Source organism: Stenotrophomonas sp. 86156_Sma, assembly GCF_056481625.1.
Genome location: NZ_CM151157.1, coordinates 936,351 through 956,058, shown reverse-complemented (window position 1 = coordinate 956,058; position 19,708 = coordinate 936,351). Strand labels below are relative to the sequence as shown.

At 66.4% G+C, this 19,708-nt stretch carries 13 protein-coding genes; 10 read left to right on the top strand and 3 right to left on the bottom strand.

Features of this window, described 5'->3' with window-relative positions; genetic code table 11:
- Positions 1 to 309 precede the first annotated feature (309 nt).
- Together ACZK33_RS04310 and grxC are read right to left on the bottom strand one after the other, a co-directional pair.
- Positions 310 to 702 carry a carboxymuconolactone decarboxylase family protein gene (locus ACZK33_RS04310; protein WP_004146041.1) on the bottom strand — a complete coding sequence of 131 codons (393 nt, stop codon included), beginning with the start codon at positions 700 to 702 and terminating at the stop codon, positions 310 to 312.
- Complete coding sequence (grxC, locus tag ACZK33_RS04305; RefSeq protein ID WP_004146039.1) at positions 699 to 989, bottom strand: glutaredoxin 3; 291 nt, start codon at positions 987 to 989, stop codon at positions 699 to 701. The genes ACZK33_RS04310 and grxC overlap by 4 nt, the downstream gene beginning before the upstream one ends.
- Positions 990 to 1,131: 142 nt before the next feature.
- Here grxC and ACZK33_RS04300 point away from each other — a divergent pair, with 142 nt between their 5' ends.
- The 10 genes from ACZK33_RS04300 to lpxH all read left to right on the top strand — a co-directional run bounded on the left by ACZK33_RS04300 (position 1,132) and on the right by lpxH (position 18,318).
- A complete protein-coding gene (locus ACZK33_RS04300; protein ID WP_032129079.1) occupies positions 1,132 to 2,778 on the top strand; it encodes a M48 family metalloprotease in 1,647 nt (548 codons plus the stop codon).
- A 116-nt stretch (positions 2,779 to 2,894) separates the two neighbouring features.
- Entirely contained in the window at positions 2,895 to 3,584 is a 690-nt protein-coding gene (gene phoB, locus ACZK33_RS04295; RefSeq protein WP_005408258.1) for a phosphate regulon transcriptional regulator PhoB, read from the top strand.
- A gap of 106 nt (positions 3,585 to 3,690) precedes the next feature.
- A complete protein-coding gene (phoR, locus tag ACZK33_RS04290) occupies positions 3,691 to 5,022 on the top strand; it encodes a phosphate regulon sensor histidine kinase PhoR (RefSeq protein ID WP_032129078.1) in 1,332 nt (443 codons plus the stop codon).
- 4 nt (positions 5,023 to 5,026) lie between these two features.
- Positions 5,027 to 7,114 (top strand): polyphosphate kinase 1, encoded by a 2,088-nt coding sequence (ppk1, locus tag ACZK33_RS04285; RefSeq protein ID WP_049400920.1) that lies wholly within the window; start codon positions 5,027 to 5,029, stop codon positions 7,112 to 7,114.
- Positions 7,115 to 7,628: 514 nt separating this feature from the next.
- Complete coding sequence (gene ppx, locus ACZK33_RS04280) at positions 7,629 to 9,155, top strand: exopolyphosphatase (RefSeq protein ID WP_010483920.1); 1,527 nt, start codon at positions 7,629 to 7,631, stop codon at positions 9,153 to 9,155.
- A gap of 306 nt (positions 9,156 to 9,461) precedes the next feature.
- Entirely contained in the window at positions 9,462 to 12,431 is a 2,970-nt protein-coding gene (locus ACZK33_RS04275) for a TonB-dependent receptor domain-containing protein (protein WP_049400921.1), read from the top strand.
- A 337-nt stretch (positions 12,432 to 12,768) separates the two neighbouring features.
- Complete coding sequence (locus tag ACZK33_RS04270; RefSeq protein ID WP_423174373.1) at positions 12,769 to 15,693, top strand: TonB-dependent receptor domain-containing protein; 2,925 nt, start codon at positions 12,769 to 12,771, stop codon at positions 15,691 to 15,693.
- A gap of 145 nt (positions 15,694 to 15,838) precedes the next feature.
- The gene (locus ACZK33_RS04265; protein ID WP_032129074.1) at positions 15,839 to 16,984 is read left to right on the top strand and encodes a glycosyltransferase family 4 protein; all 1,146 of its coding nucleotides are present in this window, start codon (positions 15,839 to 15,841) and stop codon (positions 16,982 to 16,984) included.
- Positions 16,965 to 17,504 carry a phosphatase PAP2 family protein gene (locus tag ACZK33_RS04260; RefSeq protein WP_049422612.1) on the top strand — a complete coding sequence of 180 codons (540 nt, stop codon included), beginning with the start codon at positions 16,965 to 16,967 and terminating at the stop codon, positions 17,502 to 17,504. The genes ACZK33_RS04265 and ACZK33_RS04260 overlap by 20 nt, the downstream gene beginning before the upstream one ends.
- Before the next feature lie 67 nt (positions 17,505 to 17,571).
- A complete protein-coding gene (gene lpxH / locus ACZK33_RS04255; RefSeq protein WP_110711202.1) occupies positions 17,572 to 18,318 on the top strand; it encodes a UDP-2,3-diacylglucosamine diphosphatase in 747 nt (248 codons plus the stop codon).
- A gap of 87 nt (positions 18,319 to 18,405) precedes the next feature.
- Here lpxH and ACZK33_RS04250 read toward each other — a convergent pair whose 3' ends face one another.
- The gene (locus ACZK33_RS04250; RefSeq protein ID WP_423174374.1) at positions 18,406 to 19,659 is read right to left on the bottom strand and encodes a zinc-dependent metalloprotease; all 1,254 of its coding nucleotides are present in this window, start codon (positions 19,657 to 19,659) and stop codon (positions 18,406 to 18,408) included.
- Positions 19,660 to 19,708: the final 49 nt, after the last annotated feature.

Here is a 19,708-nt window from a genome sequence, read left to right as displayed (position 1 = left end):
CACCGGCAATTATGCCTGAGCCGGGGCCGAGGTCCCAAATAGACCATGGTCCCAGTGCCCGGCTCAGGCAGAATTGCCCGCGCATCCCACCTTATCCCCGCGCCTGTCGGCGCGCCCCCTTGAGCAAACCGCTCTGCGGTTTGCCCGCGCATTCCACCTTATCCCCCCGCCTACCGGCGCGCCCCCTTGAACAACAAGGGGGCTCCTGGGCTGTTGGATCGCGGGAACGGCCCCTGCGTACCAGGTAGCGCCGGGCCACGCCCGGCGGCCGTTCGTTCAGGTGTCCGCCGGGCATGGCCCGGCGCTACCTCAGTGCGCGTGCGCTTCCGGGGCGGCGGCGCCGCCTTCGAGCTGGTCGAGGAAGTCGACCGCGCGGCGCAGGTGCGGGATCACGATCGAGCCGCCCACCACCAGGCCGACCGAGAAGGTCTCGAAGAACTCTTCTCGGGTCACCCCGGCGTCCTTGCACTGGGCCACGTGGTAGCTGATGCAGTCGTCGCAGCGCAGCACCATCGAGGCCACCAGGCCCAGCAGTTCCTTGGTCTTCACGTCCAGCGCGCCGGCCTGGTAGGTCTGCGTGTCCAGCGCGAAGAAGCGGCGCACCACCTGGTTCGGCTCGCCCAGGATCCGCTCGTTCATGCGCTTGCGGAAGTCGGTGAACTCGGCGATGCGATCCTTGCTGCCGTCGTCGGCCGCGCTCATGCCTGGCCCTGCCCGGCCAGCAGCGGCTCGAGCTTGCCTTCACGGTGCAGGGCCATCATGTCGTCGTAGCCGCCCACGTGGACGTCGCCGACGAAGATCTGCGGCACGCTGGTACGGCGGGTCCTGGCCATCATCTTTTCGCGCTCGACCGGGTCCAGGTCGATGCGGACCTCGGTCCACTGCTGTCCCTTGCTCTTCAGGAAGTTCTTGGCGGCCACGCAGTACGGGCAGACGGCGGTGGAATAGATGGTGATGGCGGGGGCACCGCCGGCGGTCTGGGCTGTCACGGGAAACTCCACGATGGATCGACGGTCTACATATGGTACCGGTGCGCTGGAATTTCCACGCCACGGCCGCAACACTGTGGATTAACGAATGGTTGCCCCCCACCCTGCCACGCTTGGCGCGCCCTGCCCGAGGACCCACTGCTTGCGAGCCCTGCTGCTGACTACCGCCGTCACCCTGGCCCTGGCCATGCCGCTCGCCCAGGCCCAGGAGAAGCTGCCCGACATCGGCTCCTCGGCCGGCGAGCTGCTGACCCCGGCCCGCCAGGCCGAGTACGGCGCGATGATGCTGCGCGAGCTGCGCAACTACGGCTACCTGCTGGATGACCCGCTGGTCAACGACTGGCTGCAGACCATGGGTACCCGGCTCGGCTCCAACAGCGACCAGCCTCGCCAGCCGTACACCTTCTTCGTGATGAAGGACCGCCAGATCAACGCCTTCGCCACGCTGGGCGGCTACATCGGGGTCAATGCCGGCCTGGTGCTGACCGCCGAGCGCGAAGACGAGGTGGCTGCTGTGCTGTCGCACGAAATCGCGCACGTCACCCAGCAGCACGTGCTGCGCGGGGTCGAGCGTGCCCAGCGCGACCAGATCCCGATCCTGCTCGGCATGCTGGCGGCGGTGGTGGCCGCACAGGCCAGCAACAGCACGTCGTCCGGCAACGCGACCATGGCCGCGATCAGCTCGGGCATGGGCCTGATGCAGCAGCGCCAGATCAACTACACCCGCTCCAACGAATCCGAGGCCGATCGCCTCGGCATCCGCACCCTGTCGCGCAGCGGTTACGACGTGGACGCCATGGCCGGCTTCTTCGAGCGGATGGCATCGGCGATGCGCGGCAACGAGGGTGGCTACAGCGTGCCCGAGTTCCTGCGCACCCATCCGGTCAACATCACCCGCATCAGCGAGGCGAAGGCCCGCGCCGACCAGATGAAGAAGGACACGGTGCTGCTGACCACCAGCACCCCCAGCGGCGAGCGCAGGGAGCGCGTGGACCCGGCCGATCCCAGCCTGGCCGAACCCCTGTTGCGCGGAACCAACCCGCTGCTGCCCAGCAGCGTGCTGCGCATCCCGATGGGCCAGCTCAGCCGCGGCGCCAGTGGCGACTTCGACTGGGCCCGCGAGCGCCTGCGGGTGCTCAGCGCGGATTCCACCCCCGAGCTGGAACGCGAGTATGCCGATCTGGCCAAGCGTCAGAAGGACGGCCTCAACGATGCGCAGCGCTATGGCCAGGCGCTGGCGGTGATGCGCAGCGGTCGCGCCGGCGCCACCCAGGCCCGGCAGACCCTGGCAGGCCTGCTGCAGACCCGCCCGGACAACCTGTGGCTGGCTCTGGGGCTGGGCGAGGCCGAATCGCGTGCAGGCCAGACCGCCCAGGCCAACAGCCGCTTCGAGCAGTTGCTGCGTCAGCACCCCAACAGCCGTCCGGTGGCGCTGACCTATGCCGAGATCCTGAACGAACAGGGCAGCCGCGAGGCGGGCCAGCGCGCGCAGGCCATGCTGCGGCCCCTGCTGTCGCAAAGCGGTAACGATCCGGTCTTCCAGCAGCGGTACGCCCGCGCCAGCGAGTTGGCCGGCGACAGCGTGCGTGCCAGCGAGGCCTACGCCGAGGCGGCCTTCCTCAGCGGCCGGCCGGAACAGTCGCTGATGCAGCTGCAGGCGCTCAAGCGCAATCCGGCGCTGGACTACGTAGGCCGGGCGCGGGTGGATGCGCGCATCGAGGCGATCACCCCCACCGTGCTGGAGCTGCGCCGGCAGGGCGTGCAGGACCCGGACCTGGACCGCCGCTGAGCGCTGCATGACCGGCCGATGGCAATCCCGAACGGTTCCGGCTAGGTAGTCACAAACATGTCATCAAACCGTAGTCTACTGGCACCACTCCAGTAACCGAGCCCTACGGTGTCCTCGTGCAGAAACGCATCCTGATCGTCGATGACGAGCCCGCGATCCGTGAAATGGTCGCCTTCGCCCTGCGCAAGGGCGATTACGAACCGGTCCACGCCGGCGACGCCCGTGAGGCCCAGACCGCCATCGCCGACCGCGTCCCCGACCTGATCCTGCTGGACTGGATGCTGCCCGGCACCAGCGGCCTGGACCTGGCCCGGCGCTGGCGCAAGGAAACCCTGACCCGCGAAGTGCCGATCATCATGCTGACCGCCCGCGGCGAAGAGAACGACCGCGTGGGTGGCCTTGAAGCCGGCGTCGACGACTATGTGGTCAAGCCGTTCTCGGCGCGCGAACTGCTGGCCCGCATCCGTGCGGTGATGCGCCGCGCCCGCGAGGACGACGAGGACGGCAGCGTGGCGGTCGGCCCGATCCGCATCGACGGCGCCGCCCATCGCGTGTTCGCCAACGACCAGCCGGTGCCGATCGGCCCGACCGAATACCGCCTGCTGCACTTCTTCATGACCCACCCGGAGCGCGTCTATACCCGCGCCCAGCTGCTGGACCATGTGTGGGGCGGCAGCGTGTACGTGGAGGAGCGCACCATCGACGTGCACATCCGCCGCCTGCGCAAGACGCTGGAACCGTTCAACGCCGAAAACATGGTGCAGACCGTGCGCGGCGCCGGCTACCGCTTCTCCACTGCTACCTGAGCCTCGTCGTGCCGGCACCGCGCACCTGCGGGTGCCGGCGCCGGCAACTCTGCTATAACCCTCGGTTCACCCCAGTGAACCGCCGCACCTCAACGACGAGATCGCAATGCCCCGCCACATCCGCTCTGCCTGGTTGAAGACCCTGGCCACCGTTGCCGCGGTACTGCTGTTCGCCGGACTGGTGGGGTGGTTCACGGGCCATCTGTGGTTGTGCATCGCGTTGGGCGCGCTGGCCACGCTGGCATGGCATTACTGGCGCCTGCGCAGCGTGCTGCGGCGCCTGACCGCGCGCCAGCGCTGGGATACCGCCGAAGAAGGCACCGGCGTATGGAACGAGCTGGACCGCCTGCTGTACCGCAACCAGGTGGAAATGCGCGTGCGCAAGCGCCGCCTGCTGGACATGCTGCGCAGCTATCGCGCTGCGGCCGCCGCATTGCCCGATGCGGTGGTGGTGCTGGATCGCAACAGCCAGCGCGTGCAGTGGTTCAACGAAGCGGCCACCGCCCTGCTCGGCCTGCATCACCCCGGCGACCTCGGCGAAGCCCTGGTCGAACGCCTGCAGCCGATGCCGCTGGCGCACTGGCTGGCCGGCGGCCGCAATGCCGAGCCGATCCTCGACGTGCCTTCGCCGGTCGATCCGGCGATCCGCCTGAACCTGCGCCTGATTCCCTATTCGTCGGACTACTGGCTGCTGATCGCCCGCGACGTCAGCAAGCTGCTGCGCCTGGAACAGGTGCGCCGCGATTTCGTGGCCAACGTTTCACATGAGCTGCGAACGCCGCTCACCGTGGTCCACGGCTATCTGGACATGATGGACCCGGAAGATTTCCCGGGAACCGGACCGATGCTGGAAGAAATGCGCAAGCAGAGCCAGCGCATGGCCCAGCTGGTGGAAGACCTGCTGACCCTGTCGCGCCTCGAATCGCAGGAACACAGCGAGGAAGAGACCGTGGCCATGCAACCGATGCTGGCGACCCTGCGCCGCGAAGCCGAAGCGCACAGCCAGGGCCGCCACCAGATCAGCATCGACGACCTGGCCGGCGTTGACCTGCAGGGCTCGACCAAGGAACTGCACAGCGCCTTCTCCAACCTGGTCACCAATGCGGTGCGCTATACGCCGGCCGGTGGCCGCATCGCCGTGGAGTTCCGCCGCGAAGGCGACGGTGCCGTGCTGGCGGTGCGCGATTCCGGCTATGGCATCCCGGCCTCCCACCTGCCGCGCCTGACCGAACGTTTCTACCGTGTCTCCAGCAGCCGCTCCCGCGAAAGCGGCGGTACCGGCCTGGGCCTGTCCATCGTCAAACACATCCTCGGCCTGCACCACGCACGGCTGGAGATTGAAAGCGAGGTCGGCAAGGGCTCGGTGTTCTCCTGCCATTTCGATGCCGACCACGTGCGCCCGCGCGAGTCCGCCCCCCTGACCTCCATCGAAGAATGACGCCATGAGCAGCCTCGGATCCCTCCCCCTCCCCGTGAGCCCGGACAACGATCCGTTGCGCGACCCGGCGCTGTACATCAACCGCGAGCTGTCGCAGCTGGATTTCAACTTCCGCGTGCTGGCGCAGGCGATGGACCCGCAGGTGCCGCTGCTGGAGCGCCTGCGCTTCATGTGCATCTCCTGCACCAACCTCGACGAGTTCTTCGAGATCCGCGCCGCTGCCGTACGCCACGCGCAGGAATTCGGCCTGCCGCCGGCGCCGGACGGGATGAGCCCGCAGGCCATCCTCAACGCCATCCATGACCGCGCCGCGGAACTGGTGGACCAGCAGTACCGCTGCTGGAACGAGACGCTGCGCCCGGCGCTGATGGAGGCCGGCATCGGCGTGCTCGGCCGCCATTCCTGGACCGATCGCCAGAAGCGCTGGCTGCGTGCGTACTTCCGCAACGAGATCATGCCGGTACTGTCGCCGCTGGGCTTGGACCCGGTGCACCCGTTCCCGAAGATCCTCAACAAGTCGCTGAACATCGTGGTGGTGCTGAAGGGCACCGACGCGTTCGGCCGCGCCGGCCACCTGGCCATCGTGCGTGCGCCGCGCTCGCTGCCGCGCATCATCCAGCTGCCGGAGAAACTCGGCGGTCCGCAGAACTTCGTGTTCCTGTCCTCGGTGCTGTCCACGTTCGTCGATGAACTGTTCCCGGGCATGGAAGTCCAGGGTGCCTACCAGTTCCGCGTTACCCGCAACTCCGAGCTGGTGGTGGACGAGGAGGAAGTGGAGAACCTGGCGCTGGCACTCCGCGACGAACTGGTCGACCGCGGCTACCGGCCGGCAGTGCGCCTGGAAATCGCGCAGGACATGCCGCGCGACATCGTGCGCACCCTGCTGCAGAACTTCGGCCTGACCGAGAACGCGGTGTACCGCATCGACGGCCCGGTCAACCTCAACCGCATCATCCAGCTGTACGACCTGATCGCACAGCCGGACCTGAAGTACCCGCCGATGACTCCGCGCACGCTGCGCGACAGCGACGGCATCTTCGAGACAGTGGCGCGCCACGACCTGCTGCTGCATCACCCGTTCGATGCCTTCACCGCCGTGCTGGACCTGATCCGGCAGGCGGCGGTCGATCCCAACGTGCTGGCGATCAAGCAGACCCTGTACCGCACCGGCAAGGATTCGCTGATTGTCGATGCACTGATCCAGGCCGCACGCAACGGCAAGGACGTGACCGTGGTGGTCGAACTGCGCGCCCGCTTCGACGAGGAAGCCAACCTCGGCCTGGCTGATCGCCTGCAGGAGGCCGGCGTGCAGGTGGTGTATGGCGTGGTCGGCTACAAGACCCACGCCAAGATGCTGCTGATCGTGCGCCGCGAGGGCCGCAAGCTGCGCCGCTATGTGCACCTCGGTACCGGCAACTACCACAGCGGTACCGCCCGTGCGTACACCGACATCAGCCTGATCACCGCCGATGCGGACATCGGCAACGATGTGCACCTGCTGTTCCAGCAGCTGTCCGGGCTGGCCTCGAAGATGAAGCTCAAGCGCCTGCTGCAGTCGCCCTTCACCCTGCACACCGGCATCCTCGGCCGCATCGAGCGCGAAACGCGCATCGCCGCCGCCGGCCGCCCGGCGCGGATCATCGCCAAGATGAACGCCCTGAACGAACCGCAGGTGGTGCGCGCGCTGTACGCCGCCTCGCAGGCCGGCGTGCAGATCGACCTGATCATCCGCGGCGCCTGCACCCTGCGCCCGGGTGTGCCGGGCATCTCGGACAACATCCGCGTGCGCTCGATCGTCGGCCGCTTCCTGGAGCACAGCCGCGTCTACTGGTTCGGCAACGACGGCGCACCGGAGATGTACTGCGCCAGCGCCGACTGGCTGGAGCGCAACCTGCTGCGCCGGGTCGAGACCTGCTTCCCGATCCTCGATCCGGAGCTGGCCAAGCGGGTCTACCGCGAGGTCCTGCAGAACTACCTGGACGACAACCTCAATGCCTGGGAACTGGATGCCGACGGCATCTACCACAAGCGTGCGCCCGCCCACGACGAGGCACCGCATTCTGCGCAGATGGCACTGATGCAGGGTCTGTAACCCGGTGTGTCGACCAAGGTCGACACCTACCAGGAGCGGTAGGCACCGATTTGGGGCTGGATAGGATCAGTGCCGACCAACGGTCGGCACCCACCATCAGATCGCAGAAATCTGTCGAAGGCGGGGTGGGTCCGGTTGAGGGGGCGTGAGCGGCATGGGCCCGAGGCATGCCTCGGGCGGGTTGGGCAGGATGCCCAGCCCCGGTCTTGCCGTGTGCGCAGGACAGCGCACACGAGCAGGCGCGACCGAAGCTACATGGGTGAGGGCGCTTTGTTTGCGAAGCACCGCTTCGCAAGCGCCCGAACGCCCAGCCGCCAGCGGCTGGGCCGGGCCCCGGAGGGGGACTTGCAGCGTCCCCCTCGACCGGACCTACCCCGCCATCCCACGGATAGCCAGCTCTTGACGTTGACGTTGCCTCTGCAGGTGCAGGGCGCAGCCCAGCCGCACTCCCCTCTTCCAAAATGTGAAGGCCGCGCGGTGACGAGCACACCGCCCCTTCGGCTAACATTCGTCCATGCCGCACACCACCACGACTCCGCCCGCATTGCAGGATGGCGACCTGCTGGCCGCCATCGACCTTGGCTCCAATAGTTTCCACATGGTCATCGCGCGCTACACGCTCGGCCAGCTGCGGGTAATCGACCGCCTGCGCGAGACGGTGCGCATGGCCGACGGCCTGGATGGCAAAGGGGGACTCTCCTCCGCTGCCCGGCAGCGCGCGCTGGAATGCCTGGCCCGCTTCGGCCAGCGCATCCGCAATGTACCGCCGCACCGGGTGCGCGCACTGGCCACCAACACCGTGCGCCAGCTGCGTTCACCGCAGTCGTTCCTGGTTCCCGCCGAAACCGCGCTCGGGCACGCCATCGAAGTGGTCAGCGGCCGCGAAGAAGCGCGCCTGATCTACCTGGGCGTGGCCCATGCACAACCGCCCAAGCCCGGCCAGCGACGGCTGGTCATCGACATCGGCGGCGGCTCCACCGAATTCATCATCGGCATGGGCATGCAGACCCTGGAGCGCGAAAGCCTGCAGGCCGGCTGCATTGCCAGCACCCGGCGTTTCTTCCCCGGCGGCAAGCTGAGCAAGAAGCGCTGGAAGGACGCGCTGGCCGAGATCGGTCGCGAGTTCCAGCCCTTCGCCAGCAAGTACCGCGCGCTGGGCTGGCAGGAAGCGCTGGGTTCTTCAGGCACGCACAAGGCGATCAGCGAGATCTGCGCGACGATGAAGCTGAGCAAGGGCGCGATTACCGCCGAGGCCCTGCCGCAACTGCGCGACGAACTGCTGAAGGCCAAGAAGATCGACGACATCCAGTTGCCGGGACTGTCCAGCGACCGCCGCCCGATCATTGCCGGCGGCATCCTGGTGCTGGAGGCCGCCTTCCAGGCGCTGGGCCTGCAGAAGCTGCTGGTCAGCAAGGCCGCGATGCGCGAAGGCATCCTCTACGACATCGTCGGCCGCGCTGGCGAGAACGATCTGCGCGATGAATCGGTGTCCGCGCTCAGCCAGCGCTACGGCATCGATACCGTGCAGGCCGACCGTGTGCAGGACACCGCGCTGTCACTGCTGGAACAGGTGCAGGAACGCTGGCGGCTCGATGCCGACGACGCGCGCATGCTCGGCTGGGCCGCGCGCCTGCACGAGCTGGGCCTGATGATCGCGCACAGCGGCTACCACGTGCATGGCAGTTACGTGCTGGAACACTCGGATATCGCCGGCTTCTCGCGGCAGGAACAGCAGATGCTGGCCGCGCTGGTGCGCAGCCATCGCCGCAGCGTGACCAAGACCGCCTTCGACGCCCTGCCCGAGCGCCTGCTGCTGACCGCTCGCCGGCTGGCCGCCCTGCTGCGCCTGGCGGTGCTGCTCAATCGTGCCCATGAGGACGATCCACTGCCGGCGTTGGAACTGACCGCCGACGACAACCGCCTGTCGTTGATCGTGCCGCAGGCCTTCATTGATGCCCGGCCACTGCTGCGCGCCGATCTGATCGGCGAGACCGACGGCATCGCCGGGCTGGGCATCCAGTTCCGGCCCTTCGTAGCCTGAGGCTCACGCTTTCCCGCGAGGGAAAGAAGGTCACACACCGTTACGGTTCGCGCATGCGCCCCTGGTTGACCTGCTGCGACGCAGCAGATCAAGTCGGGGGGGCGCATTCAGCGTTACAGCTAAGCGACTGCTTTTGTTGAGCTTTCGTGAAATCTGACGATGAAGCCTGGTACAAATCGACACGACCTCTTTACAGAGCATTAACCAACGAGACTACTATCGGGTCATCGGTCCGCTTGTGGGCGGCCGATTTCTTCGACGCCCCTTTTGGCGTCCCTGCACGACCTGAGAGAGAGAGAGCTCGTCATGACTTCACGTACCACCCCCCTGGGGCAGGCCATCCGCTACGCCCTGGCAACCACTGCGACGCTGGCCGCCCTGCCTGCGTTCGCCCAGAGTGGCAGCACCGCCGCGCCGACCACCCTGGATCGCATCGAGATCACTGGCTCGCGCATCCGCCAGGTGGACGTGGAGACCGCTCAGCCGGTCCTGGCACTGAGCCGGTTGGACATCGAGCGCCAGGGCTTCAGCTCGGTGGCCGACATCCTGCAGAACGTGACCGCCATGGGCAGCCCGGCGATCAGCCGTGCAAACGCACTGAGCTCGGGCGAAAACACCGGCGGCACCTACATCGACATGCGCAACCTGGGCGCGCAGCGCACCCTGGTGCTGGTCAACGGCAAGCGCCTGGGCATCAGCACCTCGGGCCTGCAGGATGTGTCCTCGCTGCCGGTGTCGGCGGTGGAGCGCATCGAAGTGCTGAAGGATGGCGCGTCGGCCATCTACGGTTCCGATGCGATGGCCGGCGTGGTCAACATCATCACCCGTTCCAACGTCAACGGCGTGACCGCCAACGTGTACCACGGTCAGTACAGCGAAGGTGACGGCGCGCGCGATCGCTTCGATGTGGTCGGCGGCTGGAGCAATGACCGGGTGTCGCTGACCCTGGCATTGGAGCACTCGGAAGAGAAGAGCGTCTGGGCCAAGGACCGCTGGTTCAGCAAGTACGGCGTGAGCGACCGCCACCCGAACGATGCCTCCAACTGGACCACGCTGAGCCAGTGGGGCCAGGTCACCGGCCTGAAGGGCGGCCCGGGCTGCACCAACACCAAGGACGGCTGCGGCTATTCGCTCAACCGTGGTGCTGACCCGACCAACCCGGCCAACTACCACCTGACCGATGCGACCCCGTTCACCGGCGACGTCAGCAACGCCAACGAACAGATGCACGTCATGTATCCGCTCAAGCGTGATTCGGTGTACTTCGACGGTCGCTTCAAGATCACCGACCAGGTCAACCTGCGCACCGAATTCGGCTACAACAAGCGTTCGGCCGAGCGCCAGATTGCAGGCTACCCCCTGCAGTCCAGCTCGGTGTCCATCTCGGGCGACCCGACCGCCACCGGCCTGATGTCCAAGGACAGCTACTTCAATCCGTTCGGCAACCAGCACGGCTATGCCAAGCCAACCGACGTGGCCTGGAACCGCCGCACCTGGGAAATCCCGCGTGTGAGCACCAGCGAACTGAAGACCTACCGTGCGGTAGTGTCGCTGGATGGCAGCTTCGAGATCGGCCAGCGCTACTTCGACTGGGACGTGGGCTACCAGTACAACCGCAACGAGCTGACCGCTACCGCCACCGGCAACCTGCACAAGAAGCGCGTGCGTGACGCCGTGGGTCCGTCGTTCCTGGATCCGGCCACCGGCAAGGTGATGTGTGGCCGTCCGGGCGCGGTGATCAGCGGCTGCACGCCGTGGAACCCGCTGGTGCCCTACGGCAAGAACGATCCGAACGGACTGACCGGCAATGAAGAACTGATGGCCTGGCTGTTCCCGGCGGAGCACACCACCGGCCGCACCACCACCAAGAACGCGTTCGCCAACCTGTCCGGCAGCATCATGACCCTGCCGGCCGGCGACCTCGGCTTCGCTTTCGGCGTGGAAAGCCGCAAGGAAGATGGCCGCTACACCCCCGATGCCCTGGCCCAGACCGGCGCTACCACCAACCTGGCCGCAGGCCCGACCGGTGGCAGCTACAACGTGAAGGAAGCCTACCTGGAGCTCAGCGTGCCGGTGCTGGCCGACCTGCCCGGTGCGCGTGAGCTGAGCTTCAGTGCCGCCACCCGCTACTCCAAGTACAACACCTTCGGCAACACGCTCAACAGCAAGTTCGGCTTCAAGTGGAAGCCGATCGACCAGCTGCTGGTCCGTGGTACCTGGGCCGAAGGATTCCGCGCACCGACCATCAACGATCTGTACGGTGGCGGTTCGGAAACCTTCGCGCAGTTCAGCGACCCGTGCGACACCGTGTTCGGCTCGGCCAAGGGCAGTGCTGAAGTCCGCGCGCGCTGCGCACGTGACATCGCCGATGCTGCCAACTTCCGCCAGCTGAAGCAGGGCAACGCCCCGGTGACCACGGCACAGGATGCAACCCCGACGCCGTTCGTGTCCGGTTCGAACCCGCTGCTGGTTCCGGAAACCTCGACCAGCAAGACGCTGGGCCTGGTGTGGAGCCCGACCTTCCTCAGCAACCTCAACGTGGCGCTGGACTGGTGGAAGATCCGCATCGACAACACCATCGTCGGTGACAGCCCGAACCAGATCCTGAAGGACTGCTACGAGCAGGGCATCGAATCGCGCTGCAGCCGCTTCACCCGCGACCCGTCCAACGGCATCGTCACCGGCCTGAAGTTCGGCAACCGCAATGCCGGTTTCGCGGAGACCGAAGGTTATGACCTGGATGTCAGCTATCGCGTCGACACCAGCTACGGCAAGCTGAGCGCAGGCTGGACCAGCACCTATGTGAGCAAGAACGTCTACCGCTCCACCAACGATGTCCGTGATGCGATCACGCCGATCAACGGCGTTGCCAACACCATCGGCACCGCCACCAGCCTTGCGTTCCGCGTGCGCTCGAACCTGGTGCTGGGCTGGGATGTGGGTGACTTCGGCGTCAGCTGGACGGCACGCTACTACTCCGGTGTGAAGGAGCGCTGCCTCAACGCCTCGCGTTATGCGGACGAATGCTCCGATCCGACCTTCCTGGCTCCGTGGCTGAAGTCGCCGACCGCGTACAACGAGCGCGGTGCGGTGACCTTCCACGACGTGCAGTTCCGCTACAACCTGCCGTGGGATGCCACCGTTTCGGTGGGCGCGAACAATGTGTTCGGCAAGGAAGCGCCGGTGATGTACAGCAAGCCGAACTCGTCGTTCTCCTACTACGGTGGCTACGACATCGGTCGTTTCATGTACATGAAGTACCAGCAGCGCTTCTGATCCATCCGCGCTGTTGAAGCTCGACGACCACGGCCCTTCGGGGCCGTGGTTTTTTTTTGCCTCCGCGCAGACTGTCGCTTTCCACATTGACCGTGATGCGTTCAATCAGGGACACGGTCCTCTGCGCTGCGTCCGCCGCGATGCCACAGGTTGGAGCAATCGATTGATTTGCTTCCGCTTTGTGCAGAAGCGTCACGGCCGTCTGCAGCGCTTTCGTCGCTTGCCCATACGTCTCCCCATCCATCTTCACTAGGTTCGAACATCCACCGCCGCGGTGGAGTTGACGCAGCCCCGCTTGGCTGTGTTCCGAAGACTTCGAAGACTGAGAGAGAGACCCATGACCATCCGTATTCCCGAGCTCGGGTTGGCGATCCGTCGTGCACTGGCGATGACGGCCACCACCGCACTGGCCGCCCCCGCATTCGCCCAGCACGCACCGGAAGCCACCACGCTGGACCGTATCGAGATCACCGGTTCGCGCATCCGCCAGGTCGACCTGGAAACCGCGCAGCCGGTGCTGACCATCAGCCGCGCCGACATCGAGCGGCAGGGCTTCAATTCCGTTGCCGACATCCTGCAGAACCTGACCGCAACCGGCAGCCCGGCCTTGAGCCGTGCCAGCCCGCTCAGTGCGGGCGAGGCCGCAGGCGGCAGCTACGTGGACATGCGCGGCCTCGGTGCACAGCGCACCCTGGTGCTGGTCAACGGCAAGCGCCTGGGCATGACCACTTCGGGTTACCAGGATATATCCAGCATTCCCGCCGCTGCCGTGGAACGCATGGAAGTGCTGAAGGACGGCGCCTCGGCCATCTACGGTTCCGACGCGATGGCCGGCGTGGTCAACATCATCACCCGGCGCAACGTCCAAGGCGTGACCGCCAACGTCTACCACGGGCAGTTCAGCGAAGGCGATGGTGCCCGCACCCAGTACGACGTGGTTGCCGGCTGGTCGAATGACCGCGCTTCGATCAGTGTCGCCGCCGAGCATGTCGAAGAAAAGGGCGTTTGGGCGAAGGACCGCGGCTTCAGCGCCTACACCTATACCGATCGTCATCCGGACGATGGCTGGACCACGGTCGGGCAGTGGGGGCGCATCGTCGGCTTCAAGGGCCCGGGCTGCAGCAGCGCCCGTGGCTGCAGCTATTCGCTCGATCGCGGCAGCCAGCCGGGCGGGCCGGACAGCTTCCACCTCAGTGACAACACACCGTTCACCGGTGATGTCAGCAACAGCAATGAACAGATGCACGTGCAGACGCCGATCAAGCGCGATTCGCTCTTCGTCGATGCACGCATGGACCTGAACGACCAGATCCGCTTCAACACCCAGCTGGCCTACAACCGACGCACGACCACGCGCCAGATTGCCGGCTATCCGTTCCAGTCCGGTGCGGCCGGCATCACGCCGATGTCCGCCGACAGCTGGTTCAATCCGTTCGGCCGCCACCACGGCTATGAACGCCCAAGCGACGTGCACTGGAACCGCCGCACCTGGGAGATTCCACGCGTCAGCACCAGTGAACTGACCACCTGGCAGGGTGTTGCAGCGTTTGAAGGCAGCTTCCAGTTCGCCGGTCGCGACTTCGATTGGGAAGCCGGCTACCAGTACAACCGCAGCGAGCTGGAGCAGCGTGCTACCGGCAACCTGCACAAGCAGCGCGTTGCCGATTCCACCGGTCCTTCGTTCTACAACCCGGCCACCGGCAAGGTGGAATGCGGTACACCGGATGCACCGATTGCCGGCTGCAAGCCCTGGAATCCACTGGTGCCGTATGGCCAGGATGACCCGTACGGCCTGACCGGCAATGGCGAACTGCAGGACTGGCTGTTCCCCGAGGAACTCACCCGTGGCCGAAACACCACCCGCAACCTGTTCGCCAGCCTCAGTGGCGGCCTTGCCACGCTGCCCGCCGGGGAACTGGGCTTCGCCCTGGGTGTGGAGAGCCGCCGCGAGGAGGGTCGCTTCATTCCCGACGCGCTGGCCCAGACCGGCGCCACCACCAACCTGGCGGCGGGCCCCACCGGCGGTGGCTACCGTGTCGACGAGGCCTATCTGGAGCTGAGCGTGCCGGTGCTGAGCGACCTCCCCGGTGCACGCCAGCTGACCCTGGACATGGCAACGCGCTACTCGGACTACACCACCTTCGGCGGAACCCTCAACAGCAAGTTCGGCATCTCGTGGAAGCCGATCGACCAGTTGCTGGTCCGTGGCACCTGGGCCCAGGGTTTCCGTGCGCCGACCATCTCGAATCTGTACGGCGGCGGCTCGCAGACCTTCACCACCGGCTTCCGTGATCCCTGCGATACGGTCTATGGCGCCGCCGCCAGCAGCCCGGAGGTACGTGCACGCTGCGCCGCCGACATCGCCAACGCGGACAGCTACCGCCAGCTCGGCCAGGGCAACGAGCCGATCACCGGCAGCAGTGGGCAGACGCCCCTGCCCTTCACCAACGGTTCCAATCCCGACCTGAAGCCGGAAACCTCGATCAGCCGCACGCTGGGCCTGGTCTGGAGCCCGACGTTTGCCGAAGGACTGAACATTGCATTGGACTGGTGGAAGATCCGCATCGACAACACCATCGTCGCCGACCATCCCAACGACATCCTCCGCGACTGCTACGAACTGGGCATCGCCGAGCGCTGCGGCAGTTTCACCCGCGACCCGGAACTGGGCATCGTCAACACGCTCAACTATGGCAGCCGCAACAGCGGGTTCCGCCAGGCCGAAGGCTATGACCTGGAGATCGGCCACAAGATCGAAACGTCCTGGGGCACGCTGAGCGCCGACTGGAAGACCACCTATGTGGTCGCCGCGGAAGAACGGACCACCAACGAGGCGGATGCCCCGCCCATTCCCAGCAATGGCATCGCCAGCAACGGCGGCATCGGCTTCCGTGTGCGCTCCAACGCATCGTTGGGCTGGGAGCGTGGCAACCTCGGCCTAAGCTGGGGCCTGCGCTATTTCTCCGCGGTCAAGGAGCGTTGCCTGGATGCAGCCACGTATCCGGGTGAGTGCTCGCACCCGGGCCAGCGCGCGCCGTGGTTCAGTGGCAGCCGTGACTACAACCGTCGCGGATCGGTCACCTTCCACGACGTGCAGGCGCGCTACAACCTGCCATGGGATGCGACCGTCTCGATCGGTGCCAACAATGTGTTCGGCCGCCAGGGACCGGCCATGTACAGCCAGCCGAGCGCCAACTTCTCCTACTACGGTGGCTTCGACATCGGTCGTTTCATCTACATGAAATACCAGCAGCGCTTCTGATCCACCCCGCCATCTGCACGACCGCCACGGCCCTTCGGGGCCGTGGTTTCGTACAGGGACCTGACCACCGTCATCCCGTGGTCGCAAAGCGGTCATATCGGCTACATCGCCAGGCCCGAGCATGCCGGAAACCCGGAGGCCCGCCATGCGCTATGCCATCGTCACCGAGACCTACCCGCCGGAAGTGAACGGCGTTGCCCTCACCGTGCAGGGCCTGGAGCAGGGACTGCGCAATTCCGGCCATGACATCGACCTGATCCGGCCACGCCAGACCAGCGAAGCACTGGACTCGGCACCGGGCACGCTGCTGGTGCCGGGCGCCGCACTGCCGCGCTACCCCGGCCTGCGCTTCGGCCTGCCTGCACCGATCCGGCTCAACCGCCACTGGCAGCAGCAGCGTCCCGATGCGGTCTACATCGCCACCGAAGGCCCGCTGGGCTGGTCGGCGCTGCGCACCGCGCGCCGCCTTGGCATTCCGGTCGCCAGTGGTTTCCATACCCGCTTCGACGAGTACCTGCCCGACTACGGCGTGGCCTGGCTGCAGGCTGCCGCGATGCGCTGGATGCGCCGGTTCCACAACCAGGCCGATGCAACCCTGGTGCCCACCCGCGAGCTGCAGCAGTTCCTCGGTGAACAGGGCTTCGAACGCGTGCGCCTGCTGGCACGCGCGGTCGACAGCCAGCAGTTCGATCCGGGCCGGCGCGACCCGGCGCTGCGCGAGGAATGGGGCGTGGACGGCAACGGCCTGGTCGCGATCCATGTCGGCCGCATCGCTGCGGAAAAAAACCTTGGCCTGGCGGTGAAAGCCTTCCGCCGCCTGCAGCAGATCCGGCCCAAAGCCCGCTTCGTCTGGGTGGGTGATGGTCCGGCCCGCGAAAAACTGGCACATGAAAACCCCGATTTCATTTTCTGCGGCATCCAGCGCGGCGAAGCCCTGGCACGGCATTTCGCCAGCGGTGACCTGTTCCTGTTCCCCAGCCGCAGCGAGACCTTTGGCAACGTGACCCTGGAAAGCATGGCCAGCGGCCTGGCCACCGTCGCTTTCGACTACGGTGCGGCCCGCGAATACCTGCGTGATGGCGAGAACGGTGCGGCCGTGGAAAACGATGAGCAGTTCATCGAGGCAGCGGTGCAGCTGGCCGCCGATGATGCACGGCGCCGCGAATTCGGCAGCAGCGCCGCGCGTGCGATGAAGCGCCTGCATCCACAGCAGGTGGTTGCCGAATTCGATGCCCTGCTGGCCGAGCTGGCCCAGTCGCGGAGGAGCGGCCATGCGCACCACGCCGCTTGAGCTGCTGGCTGGCCGCGAGGCGCGGCTCTGCCGCCGGGCCAACCACTACTGCCGGCGTCGCCGCGTGCGTCGCCTGTTCTCGGTCATCAGCCGGCTCGGCGATGGCGTGTTCTGGTACGTGCTGATGGGCGCGCTGGTGGCGCTGGACGGCTTCGACGGACTGCGTGCATCGGTGCACATGGCCGCCACCGGCCTGGCCGCACTGCTGCTCTACAAAAGCCTCAAGCGCTGGACCCGGCGTCCCCGCCCGTATGCGGCCGATCTGCGCATCCGCGCCTGGGTGGCGCCGCTGGACGAGTTCAGCTTCCCCTCCGGGCACACCCTGCACGCGGTGTCGTTCACCATCGTCGCGCTGGCCTACTACCCGTGGCTGGCGCCGCTACTGGTGCCGTTCACCTTCGGCGTCGCGCTGTCGCGGGTGGTGCTTGGCCTGCACTACCCGTCCGATGTACTGGCCGCCACCGGCATTGCCATCCTGCTGGCATCGGCCAGCCTGGCCTGGTTGCCGCTGCCGGTGTAGCCCCCGGGGTCAGATCCCTTCGGTAGCGCCGGGCCATGCCCGGCGGTGGATGCCCTAGAATACCTGCATGACCACGTTGTTCATTTCCGACCTGCACCTGGACCCCAGCCGTCCGGAGATCACCGACCTGTTCCTGCGCTTCCTGCGCGAGCAGGCGCCCGGCGCCGATGCGCTGTACATCCTCGGCGACCTGTTCGAAGCCTGGATCGGCGACGACACGCCCTCGCCCGCTGCCGATGCGGTGGCCGATGCGCTGAAGGTACTGTCCGACAGCGGTGTGCCGGTGTATTTCATCCGCGGCAACCGTGATTTCCTGCTCGGTGAGGACTACGCGCGCCGTGCCGGCCTGCGCATCCTGCCCGACCCCTGCGTGATCGAGCTGTACGGCCGTCCGGTACTGCTGCAGCACGGTGACCTGCTGTGTACCGACGACATTCCCTACCAGCAGTTCCGCGCACAGACGCGCGATCCGGTGTTCCAGGCCCAGTTCCTGTCGCAGCCGCTGGCCGCACGCATCGCCTTCGCGCAGAAAGCGCGCGACGCCAGCCAGGCCCGCCAGTCGGAAATGAAGCAGGATGATCGTGCGCAGTTCGAGTCCGTCACCGATGTGGCGCCGGCCGAAGTCGATGCCACCTTCGTGCGCCATGGCGTGGATACCATGATCCATGGCCACACCCACCGCCCGGCGGTGCACAGCCTGCAGGCCGGTGGCCGTGCCTGCACCCGCATCGTGCTGGGTGACTGGTACGAACAGGGTTCGGTGCTGCGCGTGGATGCCAGCGGCTGGACGCTGGATACCCTGCCGCGCGAATGATGGATCGCGGGGTGCCAACCAAGGTTGGCATCTACCAGGGCAGGTGAACGCACCCGGGTAGACGCCGACCTCGGTCGGCGTTTGGCCTCAGCGGAAGGCCGCGATGGTGGCCTTGGTATTGACCAGCACGCGCTGGTTGTCGGCGGTGCTGGCATTGCCCATCGGGATGCCGTTGTAGTTGATGTTCGGGTTGGACCAGTAGTTCAGGCGCGGGCAGCCGGCCGAGCAGTCATAAGCCATGATCGTGCGCCAGCGCGAACCGGAGGACGGCTCGTAGCGATAACCGTGCCCATAGGCGTAGGGCGACGTACTGGGATCACTGGCGATATCGTGCCGTGCACTCTGCAGGTGGCCGATCTCGTGCGCGAACGAGTAGTAGCCGGTCGCGCAATCCCAGTACACCGCCGCGAACGCCGTCGATGCCGTCGAACCGATGCCCGAGGCCAACCCGCAGTAGCTCGTGTTGTTGATCAGCAGCACGCCGACATCGGCCGCAGTGTTGTTGCGGCTGGTGTGGATGCTGTCCATGTAGCCGTCGCTGGTGTTGCGGAAGCGGGTCAGGTCGGTAGTGAAGTTGCCGGATTCGGTGTAGCTGGTGGTTTCATAGCCGGCCAGCTGCAGGGTGATGCCCACGTTGCTGTTGACGTAGCCCTGGTTGGATTCGGCCACCGCCAGCTGCACCAGCGACTGCATGTTGCCGCCATAGGCGGCGACGGCGGCATTGGTCGCCACCACCAGCACGCGGATGGTGGCCGGCGTGCCGGACGAGGCCTGCGCGATGCCGATGCGATCGTTGTCGCCCATCGGGATCTTCGGCAGCTGGTTGTAGTCGGCCGGATGGTCGGCCGGCATCCGCGATTCATCCACTTCCACCAGCACATGGCGGTTGCCCAGCGGGCGCAGGCGATACAGCTTGCCGTCCTTGCGGATCGAACCGGTGATGGTGTTGCCCGAACGCACCAGGATCAGCGAATTGCCCGGATCGTCCTGGCCATTGGAGGTAGCGGCGGTGAGCTTGTCCGAAGGTGAGCGGAACTGGCCGTACCAGATGCTGCCGCCATCGGGCAGGGCTTCAACCTTGCTGCGTACCGCCTGCACGCGCTGGCCAAGCAGTTCGAACTCCAGCTGCGGCTGCGCAGTGGCAGCAGCGTCGACACGCACTTCCTGTACCGTCGCGGTGGACGGGGTGGCCAGCAGCTTGCCCAGCGCGGGCTCACTGTTTGCCGATGCGCGGCTGATGACCGTCACCGGCTCGAACAACGGTGCCGCATGCGCGGCCGCTGCCACCGACAAACCCAACACCAGGCCACCTGCCGCTTTGCCAATCGATCTGGACAACATTGCGTCGCTCCTTGAATGATGTGAACAGCGTTGATGCAGCACGCCCGGG